Raw genomic sequence first — 16,758 nt, 5'->3', positions numbered from 1 at the left:
TTTCACATTTAATTTATTCAGGTAAACAAAATCAACATGACAATATTCAATAGAGTCTCCACTTGTATCACTTTCATTAGCATCGTTTTGTTGTGTAATGGATGTAGCTCATTAGCTGTCAACAAATCAAATCCAACTCGACAAGATTGGGTTGTGATCGATATTAATTCAGCAAGCAAATTTCGAGATCAGTCGTTCTTAGCTAAACACAAAGGCAAATTTGTCGTGCAATTGGTCACTAATGATACTGGAGAAGAGGCCTTAAGTAAGTTAAACATTAACGGCCAGAACCAAAGCGAAGTGTTGACCGGGAAATACAAAATTGAATCGGGCTCTGTATATGAGTTTAGCAGCCCTGTAATTTTGGAGGCTAACAACCAATACCAGCTATCATTAACAACAACACTGCCAGTCAAACAAATTAGAATTGTTCCCCACCGCTCCAACCCAATTGGCACTGGTCAATACTATAACGAATGGCTAACTATGCACCAGTCACCGGAAAAGCAACAAGCACTGCGTTGGTTTAAAGAAGCGCGCTTTGGCATGTTTATTCATTGGGGGTTATATTCTCAGGCAGGTGGCATGTGGAAAAAAAACCGTATAGAAGATTCGCCCTACCCTGGTCCTCGAGTGGCAGAGTGGCTAATGTCGACCTTCAGAATACCTCGCGCAGAATATCAACAGCTGGCGAGTACTTTTAACCCTGACAAATCCTTTGCGCAAAATTTCGCACAACTGGCCAAGAAAGCTGGCATGAAATACCTCGTTATTACCTCTAAGCATCACGATGGCTTTGCGCTTTACGACTCAGCAGTGTCCGATTACGATATTGTTGATGCAACGCCGTATCAGGGCGATCTAATCAAAGAGCTGTATGATGCTTGTCTATCAGAGGGCATCGAGTTTGGTATCTACTATTCCCATGGCAACGATTGGTTTGACGGGACAGATGGCAACTACGCAAACGTTAAAAAACAAAACGACAAATTAGGAATTTATACCCATGCACAAGGTAAGAACCTATGGGATCCTAGTTTGAATACCCATGCAGAGTACTTAAACAACAAAGCTTACCCGCAAATTAAAGAATTACTCACCTTATTGCCAAAACTACGGTTAATTTGGTTTGATGGCGACGGACTTATTACCGAAAAACAAGCTTTTGACTTTTATAAATTGGCATACGATATCAATCCCAACGTGTTAGTGAGCCGTCGTGTTGGTTATCAATTTGGCGACTACCTAGATGCGGGTGACAATGTTATTCCTTCTGCATCAGAGAAAATGAATAAACAATGGGAGACAGTCGGCACCACCAATAATTCTTGGGGCTTTAAATTTTATGATGACGACTGGAAGAGCACCAAAGAGCTGCTTTACTACTTTATCGATATTCTGTCCAAAGGTGGCAACTATTTGCTCAATATAGGGCCCGACGGTCAAGGCAATGTCCCGCCAGAAAGCGCTCAACGTCTTGCTGAAATGGGCCAATGGATACAAACCAATAGCGCTGCAATTTTTGGCACAACACGTTGGGATACCAGTTATGAGGGCGCAAACGAAACCTTATTGTCAGGCACCGGCCATCGCGCAAAATCCGGTTTTAATCGTCAATTTACTAATCAAGACTTTTGGTTCACGGCAAAACAAAACAAAGTATATGCAATGTCGTTAATGCCGCCACAGGACAGCATTGAAATACTTTCTTTGGGCAAAGGCAGCGGACATATAGACGCGGTTAGATTACTCGGCAGTACTCAAAAACTATCTTGGAAACAAACTGATCACGCCCTTGTTATCGATGCCCGTGATTGGCAAAAGGCTGAAAATGGATTTGCTGTAGAGATCATTTTCAAATAACCCTAATTGGCCTACACATCGACAAGATGTGTTTAATTAACGCCTTTGTTTTTAGACAGAAAACATAGATCAACAATTGAGCTGATAACAAATGAAAAAGCGTTATCCCGTAGTGACATATACGAACGTAAGGAGCTTTCATTTTGAAAAAATTTAATTTCTTCAATATTTCATTTTTGATATTATTTTTTTCGCAATCAACAGCTTTATTGGCAGTTACTCCTACCCCATCAACTAAAACAGACCTTCCTCCTAATATTGTGTTTTTAATGACGGACGATCAGCGTTGGGACACTATAGGTAGCTACGGTAGTAAAGATGCAATTACTCCCAATATTGATAAGCTTGCCGCTCAAGGAGTTAGTTTTGACAATGCCTATCATGCTGTAGCTATTTGCATGCCAAGTAGAACAACGATTTTCACCGGACGTTATTTTTCAGATCATCGTGTAGGTTTCACCTACCCTTATAATCGCACATTACCTGCAACAGAGTTTGCCCAAAGCTATCCAGCGCTGATGAAAGCAGCAGGCTATCGCACAGGGTTTGTTGGTAAGTTTGGCGTTAGCTTAGAAGCATTACCCGAAACCGTTGCCGACCACTTTGACTTTTATGCAGGTATTTCAACAACAAGTAAAAAAGGCCCTCACTTTCCTAAAAGTGATAAAAAGCTAGCTCATATCTATCGTAAGGATCGTAACCCTAAAGAGCGAACGTTGATTAAAGGGGATGCAATGATCCGGTTTTTAGAAACGCAGCCGAAGGGTCAACCTTTTAGCCTTTCAGTCAGTTTCGATGCGGTCAAGAATGACCGTGATACTGACATGTATGGTCCACATGTTGAACTGTTTAAAGACAAGAAAATGCAGGTACCTGCTAATTGGGTAGAAGGCAAAAATGACCAGTTGCCTAAAGTATTAGACTATAGCCGCAGCACCTACCTTCACATGCAACGGACATCCACGCCTGAACTTTACCAAACACTTGCTCGACGTTTTGCAGTGCAGAGTTATAGTGTAGATGAGCAAGTTCGTCGTTTAGTCGCTAAATTAGAAGAGCTTGACCTACTAGATAACACAATCATCATTTACACCAGTGACAATGGACGTTACCACGGTTCACGTGGGCTTTACGACAAAGCGATTCAATACGATGAAGCCATTAAACAACCACTGATTGTATTTGATGGAAGAGCCTCTAAAGAAAACCATGGTCGTAGGATTGATGCCATGGTTTCGTCTGCAGATATTGCCCCCACGATTTTGTCTTTGGCAGGCTTAGACATACCGCCGGTAATGAAAGGTCATGACTTAAGTCCACTCATGGAGGGTAAGCAAGACATGAAAAAATGGCGGGAAGGCGTTTTGACAGAGAACTTTTTTATTCAGGAGCTGTTAAGAACCAAAGGAAAGCAGGTTGAAGCCAAGAATAATGAAGTTATAAAAAATAATCGCTCTTATCGTAGCCGTGGGATACGAACAAAACAGTATCAGTATTTTGAGTATTTCGAACATTCGCCAGTAATTGAGGAGCTTTACGAGCTAGCAAATGACCCTGATGAGCAAAACAACCTCGTATCTGATCCAAATTACAAATCGACTTTAGCAGAAATGCGGAAAAAGGCGGCACAACTTTATGCACAAGCTCTTCAGTAATGCAGCGAGTAGACACCAATTGCAAAATATATTGATAGGAACGTTTAATGCCTACTAAATACTTGATAAACCCCTTTAACACTCACAAAAGCGCAGTTTATAAATCTGCTATAGCACCAATAATACTATGTATTTTTAGTTGCATGTCTAGTGTCCACGCAGCTGAGATCTATGTCGCACCAACAGGAACGGATAACAACAGCGGGCGACAAGGGAAACCGCTTGCGTCAATAGCTAAAGCCAAACAACTCGCTCAGTCTTTTGCAGGAAAAGAAGCGGTAATAGTACATGTTGCTGATGGCGTTTATTATTTGCCCGAGACATTGATTTTTGAACCGGCGGACTCTGGTAGTGAGCGATATCCCATTATTTACAAAGCAGAGAATGAAGGGCTAGCGGTGTTAAGTGGTGGTACAAAATTGAAGCTTACTTGGTCTGCTTATAAAAATGGTATTTTCCAAACCGATACACCTGTAGGTTTAAACATTGATCAACTTTTTATTGATGGTCAAAATCAGCGTATGGCACGATACCCCAATTATGATTCGAGCAAAAAAACAGCAGCCTATCAAGGGTATGCGGCCGATGCTTTTTCTGCAGAACGAGCGGCAGACTGGGCCGATCCTAGGGGTGGTTATATTCATGCAATGCATCGTTCACAATGGGGCGGATACCATTATCAAATCACTGGCAAGAAAAGCAATAACGAAATAACTTATGAAGGTGGTTGGCAAAATAACCGTCAACTGGGCATGCATAAAGACTTTCGAATGGTTGAAAATATATTCGAAGAACTTGATGCACCAGGCGAATGGTTTCATGACGCCCCAAAAAATAAACTTTATTTTAAACCAGCCAAAGGGATAAATCTAAATACAGCTAAGGTAGAAGTGGCACGCCTGAGTCATCTTGTAGAGTTTAAGGGTACTGAATTAAACCCAGTAAAACACATTACCCTACAAGGTTTTGTTGTACGTCATGCGTCTCGCACTTTCATGAAAACTAAGGAGCCTTTGCTACGTTCAGATTGGACAATCTATCGCGGAGGCGCATTCCTTCTTACGGGCACTGAAAACATTCATATTTTAGATACCGAATTCGATCAGGTCGGTGGCAATGCTATTTTCGTCAACAACTATAATCGTAACGTATTGATTAAAGGGTGTCATATTCATGATACGGGTGCCAGTGGTGTAGCCTTTGTTGGTGATCCTGATGCCGTGCGTAATCCTTTATTTGAATATAAGCAAACAAATGACTTGTCTAAAATTGACCGGACTCCAGGGCCAAAAACGAATAACTATCCAGCTAATTCAACTGTGGAAGATTGTCTTATCCACAAAATAGGCAGTGTAGAACGTCAGCCTGCTGGTGTGCAGATTTCTATGGCAAAAGGTATTACGGTTCGCGATGTTTCAATTTACGATACAGCTAGAGCGGGAATCAATATTGGTGACGGTACGTGGGGTGGGCATTTGATTGAGCGCGTTGATGTGTTTGACACCGTGCTAGAAACACATGACCACGGCTCGTTCAATTCTTGGGGACGAGATCGTTACTGGCGAAGTGACCAAGCCACATCACAACAAGCGATTGATGAGGCTCCCGACTTACCATTTTTGGATGCAGTCGAAACGACCACCATCCGTAATAGTCGCTGGCGCAGTGATCACGGCTGGGATATTGACTTAGATGACGGCTCTACTAATTACGATATTTATAATAACCTGATGTTAGCTGGAGGGTTAAAATTGCGTGAAGGTTTTCGCCGCCACGCCTGGAATAACATTGCAGTTCACAGTGGTTTGCACCCACATGTTTGGTATAAAGAAAGTGGTGATAAAGTTTATAACAACATTTTCATGTCTCGGCACAAGCCTGCTCGAATGACTCATCCCTTTGTTGATCAAGTTATGGTAGATAAAAACTTCTATGGCGAAAGCAAAGAAAAAGTAATGTCGGTTTCCGACAACCTAAGTTGGGATAAAAACTCAGCCTTTGGCGATCCGATGTTTGTCGACCCGAAAAACGGAGACTTCCGTGTGAAGCCTAACTCCCCTGCGTTGAAGATCGGTTTCAAGAATTTTCCGATGGATCAATTTGGTGTCAAAAAAGCATCTTTACGTGCTATCGCTCGAACCCCGAACCTTAGCGCTCCGGTAAAAACCAAACGTAAAGCACAGCCATCGTTTACAGGTAAATGGATGGGGGCCAGTTTAGTAAACCTTTCCGGTAATGACTTTTCTGCTTTTGGCGTCAGTAAACAAGCAGGTGGAGTTGTGATAAAAACAGTGCCAAAAGATAGCAAAGCTTCTAAAGCGGGGTTAATAGCAGGCGATGTTATTCAGAATGTTAATGGCCAATCAGTTTCTAAGTTACGTCAATTAAATCAAACCTTGAAACGTACACCTGCGGATCTACTCAACCTTAAATTGGTGCGCAATCAGGAAGTCATCGAATTGATGCTCCAAATGGATAAAGATCTGCAGTTGAAAAGTGTATCAAGCCTAAAAAGAAGCACCTTCAATAAATGAAATTAACTCTTGTCATACCTATCATATGGTCTGTTCTATTTACCAACGTGGCACAGGTGCAACTTAAAATCTATTATGACCGAGTATCAAGGAAATGTTGGCGACTTATGGTTTGTCAGCGTGTTACCTCCCCCATTTGACGCACCTATATGGATCATCATGTTGTGTTTACTACGCCCTATGTGTTTGTTCCAAACCGCAATTACGGAAATCTATAGAAGAACAATGGCTAGCACACGGGGAGCTAACTTCGCCAAAATCGTCTGGAATATGAGATGAGTAGCGATAACCCGCCTATATTTTAATATTTTCTTGCGAAAAATTATCGCACAGTTACTGATGCTCAGCGACAACTACAGTGCCAAAATAACAGCTTGATATTGTATTGAAATTTTCTTAACTTTCTTCACTAATAAACACTTTCCCAATGGTGAGTTGTGCTAACAGCGTTTGCCATGGCTCAATGTCCCAGTTGACTCTTTCTCCCATGCTTATTGCCCGTTTTAGATATTGAATAACTTGTTGAAAATTACGCTGTTCACCAAAACGATATGCTTGTGAAAGTAAATAGTAGTATTCAGGATTCCATTTTTGTTGCTCGCCTATTTTTGTTAGATATTCTAATGCCAAAGAAAAGTTGCGTAATGCTTTATCTTGAGCAAATAGTCTCAATTCTGCAGCCTTTAAGGTAGCCGAAATATCATCTTTCTTCGCTGCAGATTCTAACCAAAACAAGGCTTTCGTTTCGTCTTTCTGCACCCAAGGGCTACTAATTAATAATTTACCTAAGCGAGATTCTGCTTTCGCCAAACCATAAGTACTGGCTTGCCCAATCCAATCAATGGCTTGTTCAATATCATCCTGTTCTCGATAAAGCTTAAGGCCGTATTCATACATAGCGTCAGGAAGGCCCTCTTCGGCCAAGCTTTTAAGGCGTTCGTTTGCTTCTCCTTCATACTGCTCTAACCAACTAAAATATTGCAATAGCTGCGCATATTGAAAACGGTCTTTTAAGCTAGAACTCGCCTTGAGTTTTTCACTCTGGCGAAGCAGCGATAGGTACATTTGCGCGTTTTTTCTACGCAAAGTGAGTTTATCGTAACTAGCAATACCTAAATTGACTCTAGCAACAAACTCAACGGTTTCGTGTTGTATTGTAGGCTTAGCTAAAGAATACCGAGAGAATTGATCGAGCAAAGTAGTGGCACGCCCATCGCGCTGCACTTCTACAATATTTCGAACAGAGCCGTCAGGCGCAAGGTCAAAATCGATAATGACAAAGGGCTCGCTAGACGTCGTCGTGAAACTGAAATCCATATCGAACGAGTCTTCACTGTCACCGCCCATATCGTAATCAGAATCAACTAGCAAGTCATTGTCAGCAAGCTCTAATTCAAAATCGTCTAATTCTAATTGCGCCTTTCCATCAAAGGTAATCTTGTTTGCCAATTTGTTTGCAGCAAGTTCAGGCAAATATTTTTTACTGATGTATTTTTTACCTTTTTCGCTTAGTAACTTATTCAGAAATTTTTGAATGTTTAGCCTTTCTTTAGTAGCCATGTTACTTAATATTTTCTCTACTAACGATTTTGAATCATGAAAGTCGTATTCGGCCGCGAATGAAAGATATATAAGTGCTTTGAACGCATCTTTATCGGTCCCTAAGCCTTTGAAATACATAGTAGCAAGCCGATAGTATGCATAAGGGTTTCCTACTTTTGCCGCATCCGAATAGCTAGCTTTTGCGAGTTTAAAATTTTTCGCAGTATAATATTCATCGGCCTTAAAAATATCATGGGCAAAGACAAGCGATGAAGAGAAACAACATAGGGTTGTTATAATGCTTATTAGCTTAATTAAAAACATCATAATTCTTTTTCCATTTCAGCCCTAATGTAAATAATAATTTTATCAGTCATCACAATATTGTCTGTTGATATCACGGCATTTTTACCAAATGATTCAATTAATTTTCTTTCTTTTTTTTCTTGTTTTTCTTGTTCTTTCTTTCGGCCTCAAGTTCGGTTCTATTAAGGTAGCCGTTTTTATCAACATCGAGTAGGCCGAAGCGCTTTGGTCCATTTTTAGGCTTTTTAATACTAGACGAAAATTCCTCGACGGTTACGCGACCATCAGAATTAGCATCTACTTTGCTAAATCGGTCTTGCTTAGTATTTGAGGTTGTTGAAGTTGTTGAACATGCAAATAATGTTGTTACAAATGCTGTAGCAATCACTGTTTTTAATAAATTTTTCAAAATTACACCTCTTTTTTAATGGAAGTTTATTTGTCAGCGTCAATCCAATAGTTGCCATAAACTTCTTCGTTTAACATTTAACGATCCATTCACAATGTGCGCATTAAGCAACTCAGATGAAACTCGAAAAACTCTTCCTTTCACTTTTCAAGTACTAAACGAATAACGTTCTACAGCGACATTGCAAATTAGTAACATCAGGTTAACATAAAGCCAAGGTGTATGTAAAAGTACATTTTATATTTGAATTGAGTGAGTGTAACTTATTGTATAGCAAGGAGGATGCACGACTCTGGCGCTACCGCGCATAACACAATAATTTATATTAAAACTACGATTAACTATGACGCTGACTAACGACGGTGATTTCACGAAAAACACCACAAATTTCCTTTTTGTTTTCTTTCGTATTATGCTCACATGTCATGCTGTTCTTCCTTTATAAAATGAACGATATAATTTAATATCGTTAATCACCATCCTTGCCATAAGCAGGCCTGTTTCAACTTTATATATTTTGCCGGTATTATTAGTGGCAACAAGAATTACCAGCTAATAATCCCCCCAAGATAAACCATAATTGCCGCTTCTGATTCATAATCAAAGACGCTCGTGGCTTCGTATAAAATAAGAATTTTAGGGTTGGTGATGAGTGCTCTTGCTAATGCCACCCGTTGCCTTTGACCACCCGACAAACCGCTGCCACGCTCACCCACTTGAGTGTAATACCCCTCTGGTAATTCGCTAGTAAAGGCAGTAACACCTGCAAGCTCTGCTGCTTGTAACGTAGTTTGCTCGTAAACTTGTGGTAGGCTCTGGCAAATATTGTCTTTACTGGTGCCAGAAAAAAGCATACTTTCTTGTAACACCACGCTCATATTACGGCGCAGCTCTACTAGAACGGTAATGATGAGCCAAATACCAGCCATGTGAGTGATGGGGCGTAATAAAATTACGCTATTACTGTTCAAAACAGCATTCAAATAAAAAAGCCTATTTTTCAATAGGCTTTTAAACATTTATTCCTTTAAGTTATTTCTTTTTCAAGTTTTCCTCAACAGACGGCGCCACTTTCGACGGCAAGTTATTACCCCGTGATGATTTTTTCACGTATGGATAGCTCACGAGGAAATTGTTCTCATCGATTAAGTTGATCAGATAGTGGGTTGTCCCTTCGGGCAAGGTGACAGTCACTTTATTGCCAGGTAAGACCTGAGCAGGCATGCGGAACCATTCCTCCTTCTTAGCGCCTCCATTAAGTGTATACATCAATTGCGCACGTGCCAGCTTCGCACCATTTTCTTGATAACGATATTCAACCACATTGCCATTTCTTTGGTGAGACAATACCGTTGGTACTGCTTCTTTATTTGGGAGTGAGTCACTATAATGCGGATTATAATAAGGGTAACTCGCATCCATGGCTTCTAACTTCTCGGTCAACTTCGCATTCATCGCCTGCGCCTTATCAGGCATCTTGGTGGCTAAATTATTGGCTTCTTCGATGTCCACACGAATTTGCTTTCCACCCTCAGTTTTATAAAGTTGATACAGCTCTAACTCGTCATTTTTAGGATCTAGATGATCATAGTTACGCACCAACTTATAGTCGCCGATTCGAATCGTACTCTCCAGCGCCAAAGCGTTCGGAAAGTGCCACAAAAGAGTGTCGCGTACCTGCCCATCTTGTTGTTTCACCAATTGCGGGTCGGTAGCATCTGTGGCGAGAAGTTTGGAAAGGTCACTACCGTCAAACTGACTACCTGTCGGCTTCGGTGTATTCGTCCAAGAAAGAATAGTCGGATAAAAATCGAGACCGGAGGCCATAACATCGGTTTGCACACCAGCTTTAATTCCAGGACCAACAATAATCAGAGGCACTCGTGTCCCCCCTTCCATGGCAGAAATTTTACCACGATCCAATGGGTAATTTTCGGCGATCTTTTCACCCGGCATGTTTTCCATACCACCGTTATCCGAAGTAAAGATAATATAGGTGTTTTCACTCAACTTATGTCCAGGCCAACGGGGATCTTCTGTATTATCTAAATAGTCGAACATTTGTCCAACGTAATAATCAAGCTCCTCAACCATAGCAGCATAAAAAGGGTTTGTTTGTCCCTCACCTTTCCATTCTTGCGGGTTTTCCGGTAATTCAACACCCATTTTTTTCACATATTTGTTAAGCAAACGTTCGCTGCGTGTATGAATAGGCGCATGCACTAGCTTAGTGGCATAATAAAGAAAAAATGGGTCAGCTTTATTTTCGCGCACAAAGGTTAATGCATCTTCACTCAGTTGGTGGGTAGCAAATCCGTTTTCATCAAGACGATACGGATCTTTGGGATTGTTCGTCGCAAACCCCGTTAACCTATGTGGCTTCATCCGTCTAGTAGTGCCTTGATTAGTCCGCGTCCAATCAAAGCCAAGATCCTCTGGTTCAGGATAAGTTCTAGCCATGTGCCACTTACCACTATGCCCTGTAGTGTAGCCGTTGTTTTTAAGTGCTTGCGGCAGCGAAACATAATCTGTTGATACACGTCCACTATACCAAGGTGGCATCATGCGATGAGCAGTTTTATGAAACGGCGCTGGCGGTGTGCCACCGATAACATGGGTGTATTGAGTGCGGGCTGGATGCGCCCCTGTCATAATGGCACCACGACTAGGTGCGCAAGACGGTGCTGGCGAATAACCCTGCCAAAACATAGTCCCCTTACTTGCTAGTGCATCGATGTTTGGTGTTTCGAATGGCGACGGCTCATCAATGTCATAAATTTTCACATCCTGCCAACCAAGATCGTCAGTTAGCAGTAAAATTATATTGGGTTTTTCAGGGCGCTGATGCACAACCTCTTCATGCACGGTGGTGCAACCTGAAATTAAGACTGCACTGAAAAATGCGATTTTTTTAATGGTTATCATAATAGTATTCTCAAATCAGTTTATTTTGATAAAAGTATCGTTTCTTCATCTTCTAATGCGGGTCTTGGAATTAATTTAAAACGTCGAATTTGTTCATGTTTTTTTAACGAACGCAGGCTTAATACGCTGTTCCAAGTATTGTTATCAGCTTGCCAATTCCACTGAGCTTCTTTTTCTTCGTCGAAGCTGCTCCCCAGTGGCTCATAACCAGTATTAACCTTTTCGGCCCAGTAAACGCTTGTAGGCCGCGGCAATCCAATCACTTTAATGGGGTACCATCCTTGCCCACCTGAAACACTAAATCCTTGTATCGCTTCGGCGTAAGTTATTTCAGGTAGTGTTGACTCCACATTCGTACCATCAGCTCTGATAATGGTAACTTGGTTTTTGACCGCCTCATTGATGGTTAAGGCTTGTATTCCATTTGTACCCTTTATAATTTCTTTGATGTTGGCATCTTTTCCAACGTAAAAGTTAGCACTAGCTGGTAACGCTAGGACTTCAACCGTGGCATTGATAATATCCCCCGGCATTAATTGTGTTATTTGTGGATCAATTCCTAACTCAATATTCACATTGCCAGCTTCGTTGTTGTCACCGACTTCGTACGAATGTAGCCAAGCATTATTCAGTTTTTTACCCGCAATAGTTGCGTTAAAGTCACGAAGTATTGCCGCACGATTTCCATAACCGGTGCGTAAATTATGAGGGTTGAGCTGTGCAGGCAACAAAGCCCAAGGAGCGTTTCCAGGCCAAGGAACCGCAGCTGATTTGATTTGTTTCGCACTTTGCAACGGAGTTAACTGTTGTGAAAGTTCGTCTACCTTATTACCTTGGCCATATTTCACAGATAACGAGCGCCCTGATGCATAATAATCTGTGCCAAATTGAAAGAGTGCAAAACGCGAAATAGCTAAAGGCTTCAGCACTTCAAATTCAAGTTTTATATAACTACGATTTAAATCATCACTACGTGGCATGATAAAAGTACTGCGCAATGTTGCAGAATCATTTGTGGTGATTTCTGCTATCGATACTTCAGATAAAATAGGACCTAGTGAATGGAACTCTGTTTTTGCTTGTTTCCATTGAATGTAGCGGCCGTTTTCATCATGTAATAATCCAGTATCACCACCGCCAATATTGCTGGTCCAGTCATAGCCCTTATCATCACTTTTGTTTTTCATACCTTTTTGGAACAGCGGCCTAATATCAGTGATCATTGACCGACGTAGGGCTCTGCCAGGTTGAAAACAAAAGTGTTCACTCCAATTGCCTAAAGCCGCTTGCAACCAAAAGCCATTGCCGCCCCAACCTACTAAACTTAATTGCGCTACTGATGCTGCTGGTACGCCATTCCAATTGGCATGCACTATTTCATAGGTATAGTTGTGATGACTTTTTGCCGGCACTTTTAAACTAATAGATGTATGAATCCAAGCGCCATCATTCTCTATCCGTGGCAGTCCTGCACGAACGTGCCAATTTTTGCTGACCTGAATGGGCCAGCCTGTTTGGATACCATTATGGTCACGCAAAATAGGCACAAAACCGATTTTTGAGTGTTTGGGATGTATAAATCGTAAATTCACCGTTTGCGCTTGAGCACTATCATTGCTCAAAGAAAAACGATTTGTTGTTGTTCGATTTAAAACATCAAGGGAGGTTCGACTTAATCGTTTTGATTGCTCTATCTCTGGCAGTTTAATTTCCCATGCATTATTTGCAGCTTCAAAAGAAACAGTTGAGTGTTTTGAGACAACTTTTATGTCGGTAACTGGTGTTTGTTCCAAATCAAACCACTGCACCTCTTGGTTTGCTGTCAGGTTATAAGCCAGTGCTAAGGTAATATTTTGTTTATGTTTATTTTTAATAGCCGGATTTATGCCTTGCCCCTGATTAGACCATACTGGATTAATAGCGCTAATCTTAACCTGCTTGGTTGATTTTAATGTTAAAGATATAGAGCCTGAGTTGTGCCAAGCCTTCCAATCTAAATGACCTTCTACATCAATAATTTGATCGACATTATTATCTGGAACTAAAGAAAACTCATGGAAAGATAAGTATTGAAACCAATTACCGGTTTCAATTAAACGAATTGGAAAAGCATGATTGACGTTAGGTGGTAATTGTAATTTTAATGAATATTTATCGCCTGCCGTGGTTACAATTTCAAATGATAATGAGCTGGTTTGGGTTTTATCTTTGACACCAAAATGAAATTGCATATTGATTGGATTAACTTCAATTTTGTTCTGCCCTACTTGCCAAACTAACGCCGTTTTATGTTGATTAAAACCACGTAAATGCTTATCTTCTGGGCGATCCACATTCAAATATGGCACGCCATTTTTCCACATTAATGAAGCAGGGTAAGCGTTGCTATTTGGCGTGACGGGATTTCCTGAGTCATTTATTTCTGCTGTACTGCTATAAATTTGATTTGCGCTATTGCAAGAAACCAGCATTAGACAGATAAATGGGATGAACACTATTTTCATTCGATATTCCTTCAACGTGCAGTGAAATATATTCAAGCCTGTGGTGGATCAAAGTGTATTCGGGCCGCAAAAGGCTTATTGGGATATTGTTTAGTGATACTTTTTTAAAAATGAATCAATACTGTTTAAAATAACCTTTGCTTACTCAGTGTCTTTAAGTAACGCAGAGGCAAGCGCTAAACCATTAGCGCTTGCTTCAATACGAAAGTTGCAACAATTTATTCAGCTAAAGATCATTCTTCACCGTAATAAAATGCATGAGATGGTAAACGGGTTGTTTTCTCACTTAGACCAAATAGGTTTTGCTGAGATTTTTCAATGTCTTGGGAACTGATAAATAGGTCACCTTGAGAAATGTTTGGCGACATGAACAAAACACGTTCATTCTTTGCTAATTCGATGTGGAAAAATCCACGTTGGTCTTTTCTCACAAGCGTATTGTCAGCCAACTTACCGTCAATATAGATAATTGGGTTAGCAATATCAGGATTAATAACTAACGGCGTTCCCACTAAACTTTGCAGCTCTACAAATTGAGTTTGTCCGGCAGATTTTTTAGCCGTTACCAAAAATGCACCTTGAGTCCGTAGTTGATGAAACGCTAAATCTTCCCAATGTTTAGGAACCGCAGGAAATACCCTAACTTTACCGCCCCAGCTTTGTAATAACATGTCGTGCACTGAGGTAGCATAAGATAGTGGACTTTCTATTACCGGTTGCGTTTTCACCTCGGCGTACATAGTCGTAGGTGAAACATTTTTATGATTAATAAAAAAGTCTAAATATTTATAAGCTAGCTCGCCATCGCCTAAAGTTGCGTAAATAGAACTTGCGCCAGTTGCGGTATAACCAGTAACTTTCATCGCGCTGGCCTTTTTCTGACTATACATAGTCACGTCTAACCAATGGTCTACCGATGTCCGTGCAAGCTTGGCATCTTCCTCGTTATCCACATTCAATTGGGCTAGAGGGTAAATCGGCAGTAAATGTGAATAGTGGCGGTGCGGCTTATCAAAAGGAATATCTTTGCCTATCCGTAAACCATTCTCGTCTACTTGAAAAGGCACAAGATTGTCTAATACCCGTTTCCATTCGGCTGAGAGTGGATCATTCATATTATTGCTTTGATCAAGTTCGATTAAGGTTTCGAATGTCCAACGTAACAATCCAATCGTGAAATTGATGTCCTGACCTCGACCAGGCTTATATTCAGGAGACCAACTGTATTTGATATGAATAGTGCCATCATCAGAAACTAAAGCATTATCTTTTAAATAATTTAAGTAGCTATTGCCGGTTTTTCGCAAGATAGGAAATAAGCCATCACGCAATCGCTGCTCATCACCTGAATAAACGCAATGTAGCCAATAATCGTGTAATAACCAAGCCAACATATCAGGGACTTTTGCACCATTAGTCGACACCATATCTTGCGGGAATAATGCACCAACAGCGGCACTGTCTTTCCAATGTTTAGGTACGTTACCAGTTAGGTTGTCATGATATTTATCTATATTATTGACTAAGGATTCTCCCAACTCCATGCGGTTAGCTGTTAAGTGTGTCCAGTAAATTAGTTGAACATTCAAATCGCCCCACACCATTGGCCAGAAGGTATCGTTGTACCATGGCCCCATTAAATCAAGAATAGGACCATCGCCGCGGCTAGCTGACGCCAATTTGTACATTTGTATCCAATAAAAGGCTTCTTTTTCTGGCTCACCGATAGATAAAAAACTTTGTGGGTAATAGTTATGCCACCACTGTTGGTGGGTTTGAAAAAACCGCTTTTCGTCTAATAATTCACGGGCTTTTAGTAGATTCGCTTTCACTTTTTGAAGACTGTTTTTTTCAGGGAAACTATGATGGATACTGGCTGATAAATATTGTTTGCCAGACTCTTTTCCAAGCACTTCCCAGCCAACAGTAGTTTCACCACGATGTTGGTACAATGGTTGAAAACTAAAATTCATATCATCTTCTTTGAATACTGAAGCTTTCGGAGGCATAGGCATGGGCGCATTCCGCATGCGATCCCAAAGGGCAGATTTAGGACCTCTTCCTCTATCGAAAAATCCTTTTACCGGTGGATAAGGCTCATCCGGATGCCAACTTATAGTGATTGACTCTCCGTCTTTAGCATCAGTTTCAAAATAAATGATATCTTCTTCACTATGCGTGATGCCTTTAATTGCATATGAACCAAGGCTTGTGGTGATTTCACCGGTTAGCTCTGCGTCATATAATCCAAGTCTAAGATCTACTTTTTCAATATCACCTTTGGAGGTAAGATTAAAATGTCCTAAGGGCAGTCTACCTCGGTAGATCCATAGCATTTCCTCACCTTTATAAGGTAAGCGATGGTCGTAATAATCATGTCTACCTGTATGTATAGAAATAACATTTTTGGCTTCATTTTCAGCTTGATAGAATAAAAATCCGACGTTACCGTTTCCGGTATAAGGAGCGACGGTCCATTTATCTGGGATCCGATCCCAAATCAGATCTTGTTGTGATAGAAAGGATTTATAATCGATGTTTACTGCTACTTTGGGCTTAACCATTTCCGCAGCAGCTATCCCTTCATTATTGTTCGAGCAAGATGCTAAGAATGAAGCCCCAACCAATAACAAAGCACATTTAAGATGGTCAGTTTTAAGCGTCTTCATTTTATTTTTTATAGAGTGATAATTAACCAAGGTATTTCCCCAATTTCTAATTCAATACACCTAGAAATTCTAATAAATATTAAAAAGAGAATGATTATTTTGCATACGGATATTATAGCAGTCATAACAATATTTCAAACATTGTTTAACATATGAAACGAATTATTTAAAAATTAATTCGCTTTATTAAATTGATAATTAAACAATTGAAAAAGGGCAATGCAGCCCTTTTGGTTGGATGAATTGTAAAAATCACTTAGCGGTGTTGATGAGGACTCAATAATCCCGCGATGAACTTCTGTTTGGATATTTAGAGCTCAGCGATTACATCCCACTACTCAAACTGCTTAC

General features: G+C 40.6%; 9 protein-coding genes. 3 read left to right on the top strand and 6 right to left on the bottom strand.

The window, feature by feature from the left end; genetic code table 11:
• The first annotated feature begins 36 nt into the window (after nucleotides 1-36).
• The 3 genes from KO530_RS09695 (at nucleotide 37) to KO530_RS09685 (ending at nucleotide 6,052) form a co-directional block, all read left to right on the top strand.
• Nucleotides 37-1,863: an alpha-L-fucosidase gene (locus KO530_RS09695; protein WP_216048215.1), complete on the top strand. Its 1,827-nt coding sequence runs from the start codon at nucleotides 37-39 to the stop codon at nucleotides 1,861-1,863.
• 143 nt (nucleotides 1,864-2,006) lie between these two features.
• The gene (locus KO530_RS09690; RefSeq protein ID WP_216048214.1) at nucleotides 2,007-3,518 is read left to right on the top strand and encodes a sulfatase-like hydrolase/transferase; all 1,512 of its coding nucleotides are present in this window, start codon (nucleotides 2,007-2,009) and stop codon (nucleotides 3,516-3,518) included.
• A gap of 47 nt (nucleotides 3,519-3,565) precedes the next feature.
• A complete protein-coding gene (locus tag KO530_RS09685) occupies nucleotides 3,566-6,052 on the top strand; it encodes a PDZ domain-containing protein (protein WP_216048213.1) in 2,487 nt (828 codons plus the stop codon).
• A 396-nt stretch (nucleotides 6,053-6,448) separates the two neighbouring features.
• Here the strand turns inward: KO530_RS09685 and KO530_RS09680 are convergent, their stop codons facing one another.
• The 6 genes from KO530_RS09680 to KO530_RS09655 all read right to left on the bottom strand — a co-directional run bounded on the left by KO530_RS09680 (nucleotide 6,449) and on the right by KO530_RS09655 (nucleotide 16,407).
• Nucleotides 6,449-7,921: a tetratricopeptide repeat protein gene (locus tag KO530_RS09680; protein ID WP_216048212.1), complete on the bottom strand. Its 1,473-nt coding sequence runs from the start codon at nucleotides 7,919-7,921 to the stop codon at nucleotides 6,449-6,451.
• A gap of 97 nt (nucleotides 7,922-8,018) precedes the next feature.
• Complete coding sequence (locus tag KO530_RS09675; protein ID WP_216048211.1) at nucleotides 8,019-8,309, bottom strand: EF-hand domain-containing protein; 291 nt, start codon at nucleotides 8,307-8,309, stop codon at nucleotides 8,019-8,021.
• 545 nt (nucleotides 8,310-8,854) lie between these two features.
• On the bottom strand, nucleotides 8,855-9,328 hold the full coding sequence (locus KO530_RS09670) for an ATP-binding cassette domain-containing protein (RefSeq protein WP_216048210.1): 474 nt from the start codon (nucleotides 9,326-9,328) through the stop codon (nucleotides 8,855-8,857).
• A gap of 13 nt (nucleotides 9,329-9,341) precedes the next feature.
• Complete coding sequence (locus tag KO530_RS09665; protein WP_216048209.1) at nucleotides 9,342-11,234, bottom strand: sulfatase; 1,893 nt, start codon at nucleotides 11,232-11,234, stop codon at nucleotides 9,342-9,344.
• A gap of 20 nt (nucleotides 11,235-11,254) precedes the next feature.
• Nucleotides 11,255-13,738: a hypothetical protein gene (locus KO530_RS09660; RefSeq protein WP_216048208.1), complete on the bottom strand. Its 2,484-nt coding sequence runs from the start codon at nucleotides 13,736-13,738 to the stop codon at nucleotides 11,255-11,257.
• A gap of 233 nt (nucleotides 13,739-13,971) precedes the next feature.
• Nucleotides 13,972-16,407: a glycosyl hydrolase family 95 catalytic domain-containing protein gene (locus KO530_RS09655; RefSeq protein WP_216048207.1), complete on the bottom strand. Its 2,436-nt coding sequence runs from the start codon at nucleotides 16,405-16,407 to the stop codon at nucleotides 13,972-13,974.
• Nucleotides 16,408-16,758: the final 351 nt, after the last annotated feature.

The organism is Aliiglaciecola lipolytica (assembly GCF_018860635.1).
In the GTDB taxonomy this organism is placed as follows: Bacteria; Pseudomonadota; Gammaproteobacteria; order Enterobacterales; family Alteromonadaceae; genus Aliiglaciecola; species Aliiglaciecola lipolytica_A.
Note: the sequence above shows the minus strand (reverse complement) of the source record. Positions and strands in the feature narration are given on the sequence as shown.

Bases quoted from the DNA above. Each gene is read 5' to 3' on its own strand.
- KO530_RS09680 (WP_216048212.1), bottom strand. From the start codon at position 7,921: ATGATGTTTTTAATTAAGCTAATAAGCATTATAACAACCCTATGTTGT.
- KO530_RS09665 (WP_216048209.1), bottom strand. From the start codon at position 11,234: ATGATAACCATTAAAAAAATCGCATTTTTCAGTGCAGTCTTAATTTCA.
- KO530_RS09660 (WP_216048208.1), bottom strand. From the start codon at position 13,738: ATGAAAATAGTGTTCATCCCATTTATCTGTCTAATGCTGGTTTCTTGC.
- KO530_RS09695 (WP_216048215.1), top strand. From the start codon at position 37: ATGACAATATTCAATAGAGTCTCCACTTGTATCACTTTCATTAGCATC.
- KO530_RS09685 (WP_216048213.1), top strand. From the start codon at position 3,566: ATGCCTACTAAATACTTGATAAACCCCTTTAACACTCACAAAAGCGCA.
- KO530_RS09670 (WP_216048210.1), bottom strand. From the start codon at position 9,328: ATGTTTAAAAGCCTATTGAAAAATAGGCTTTTTTATTTGAATGCTGTT.
- KO530_RS09655 (WP_216048207.1), bottom strand. From the start codon at position 16,407: ATGAAGACGCTTAAAACTGACCATCTTAAATGTGCTTTGTTATTGGTT.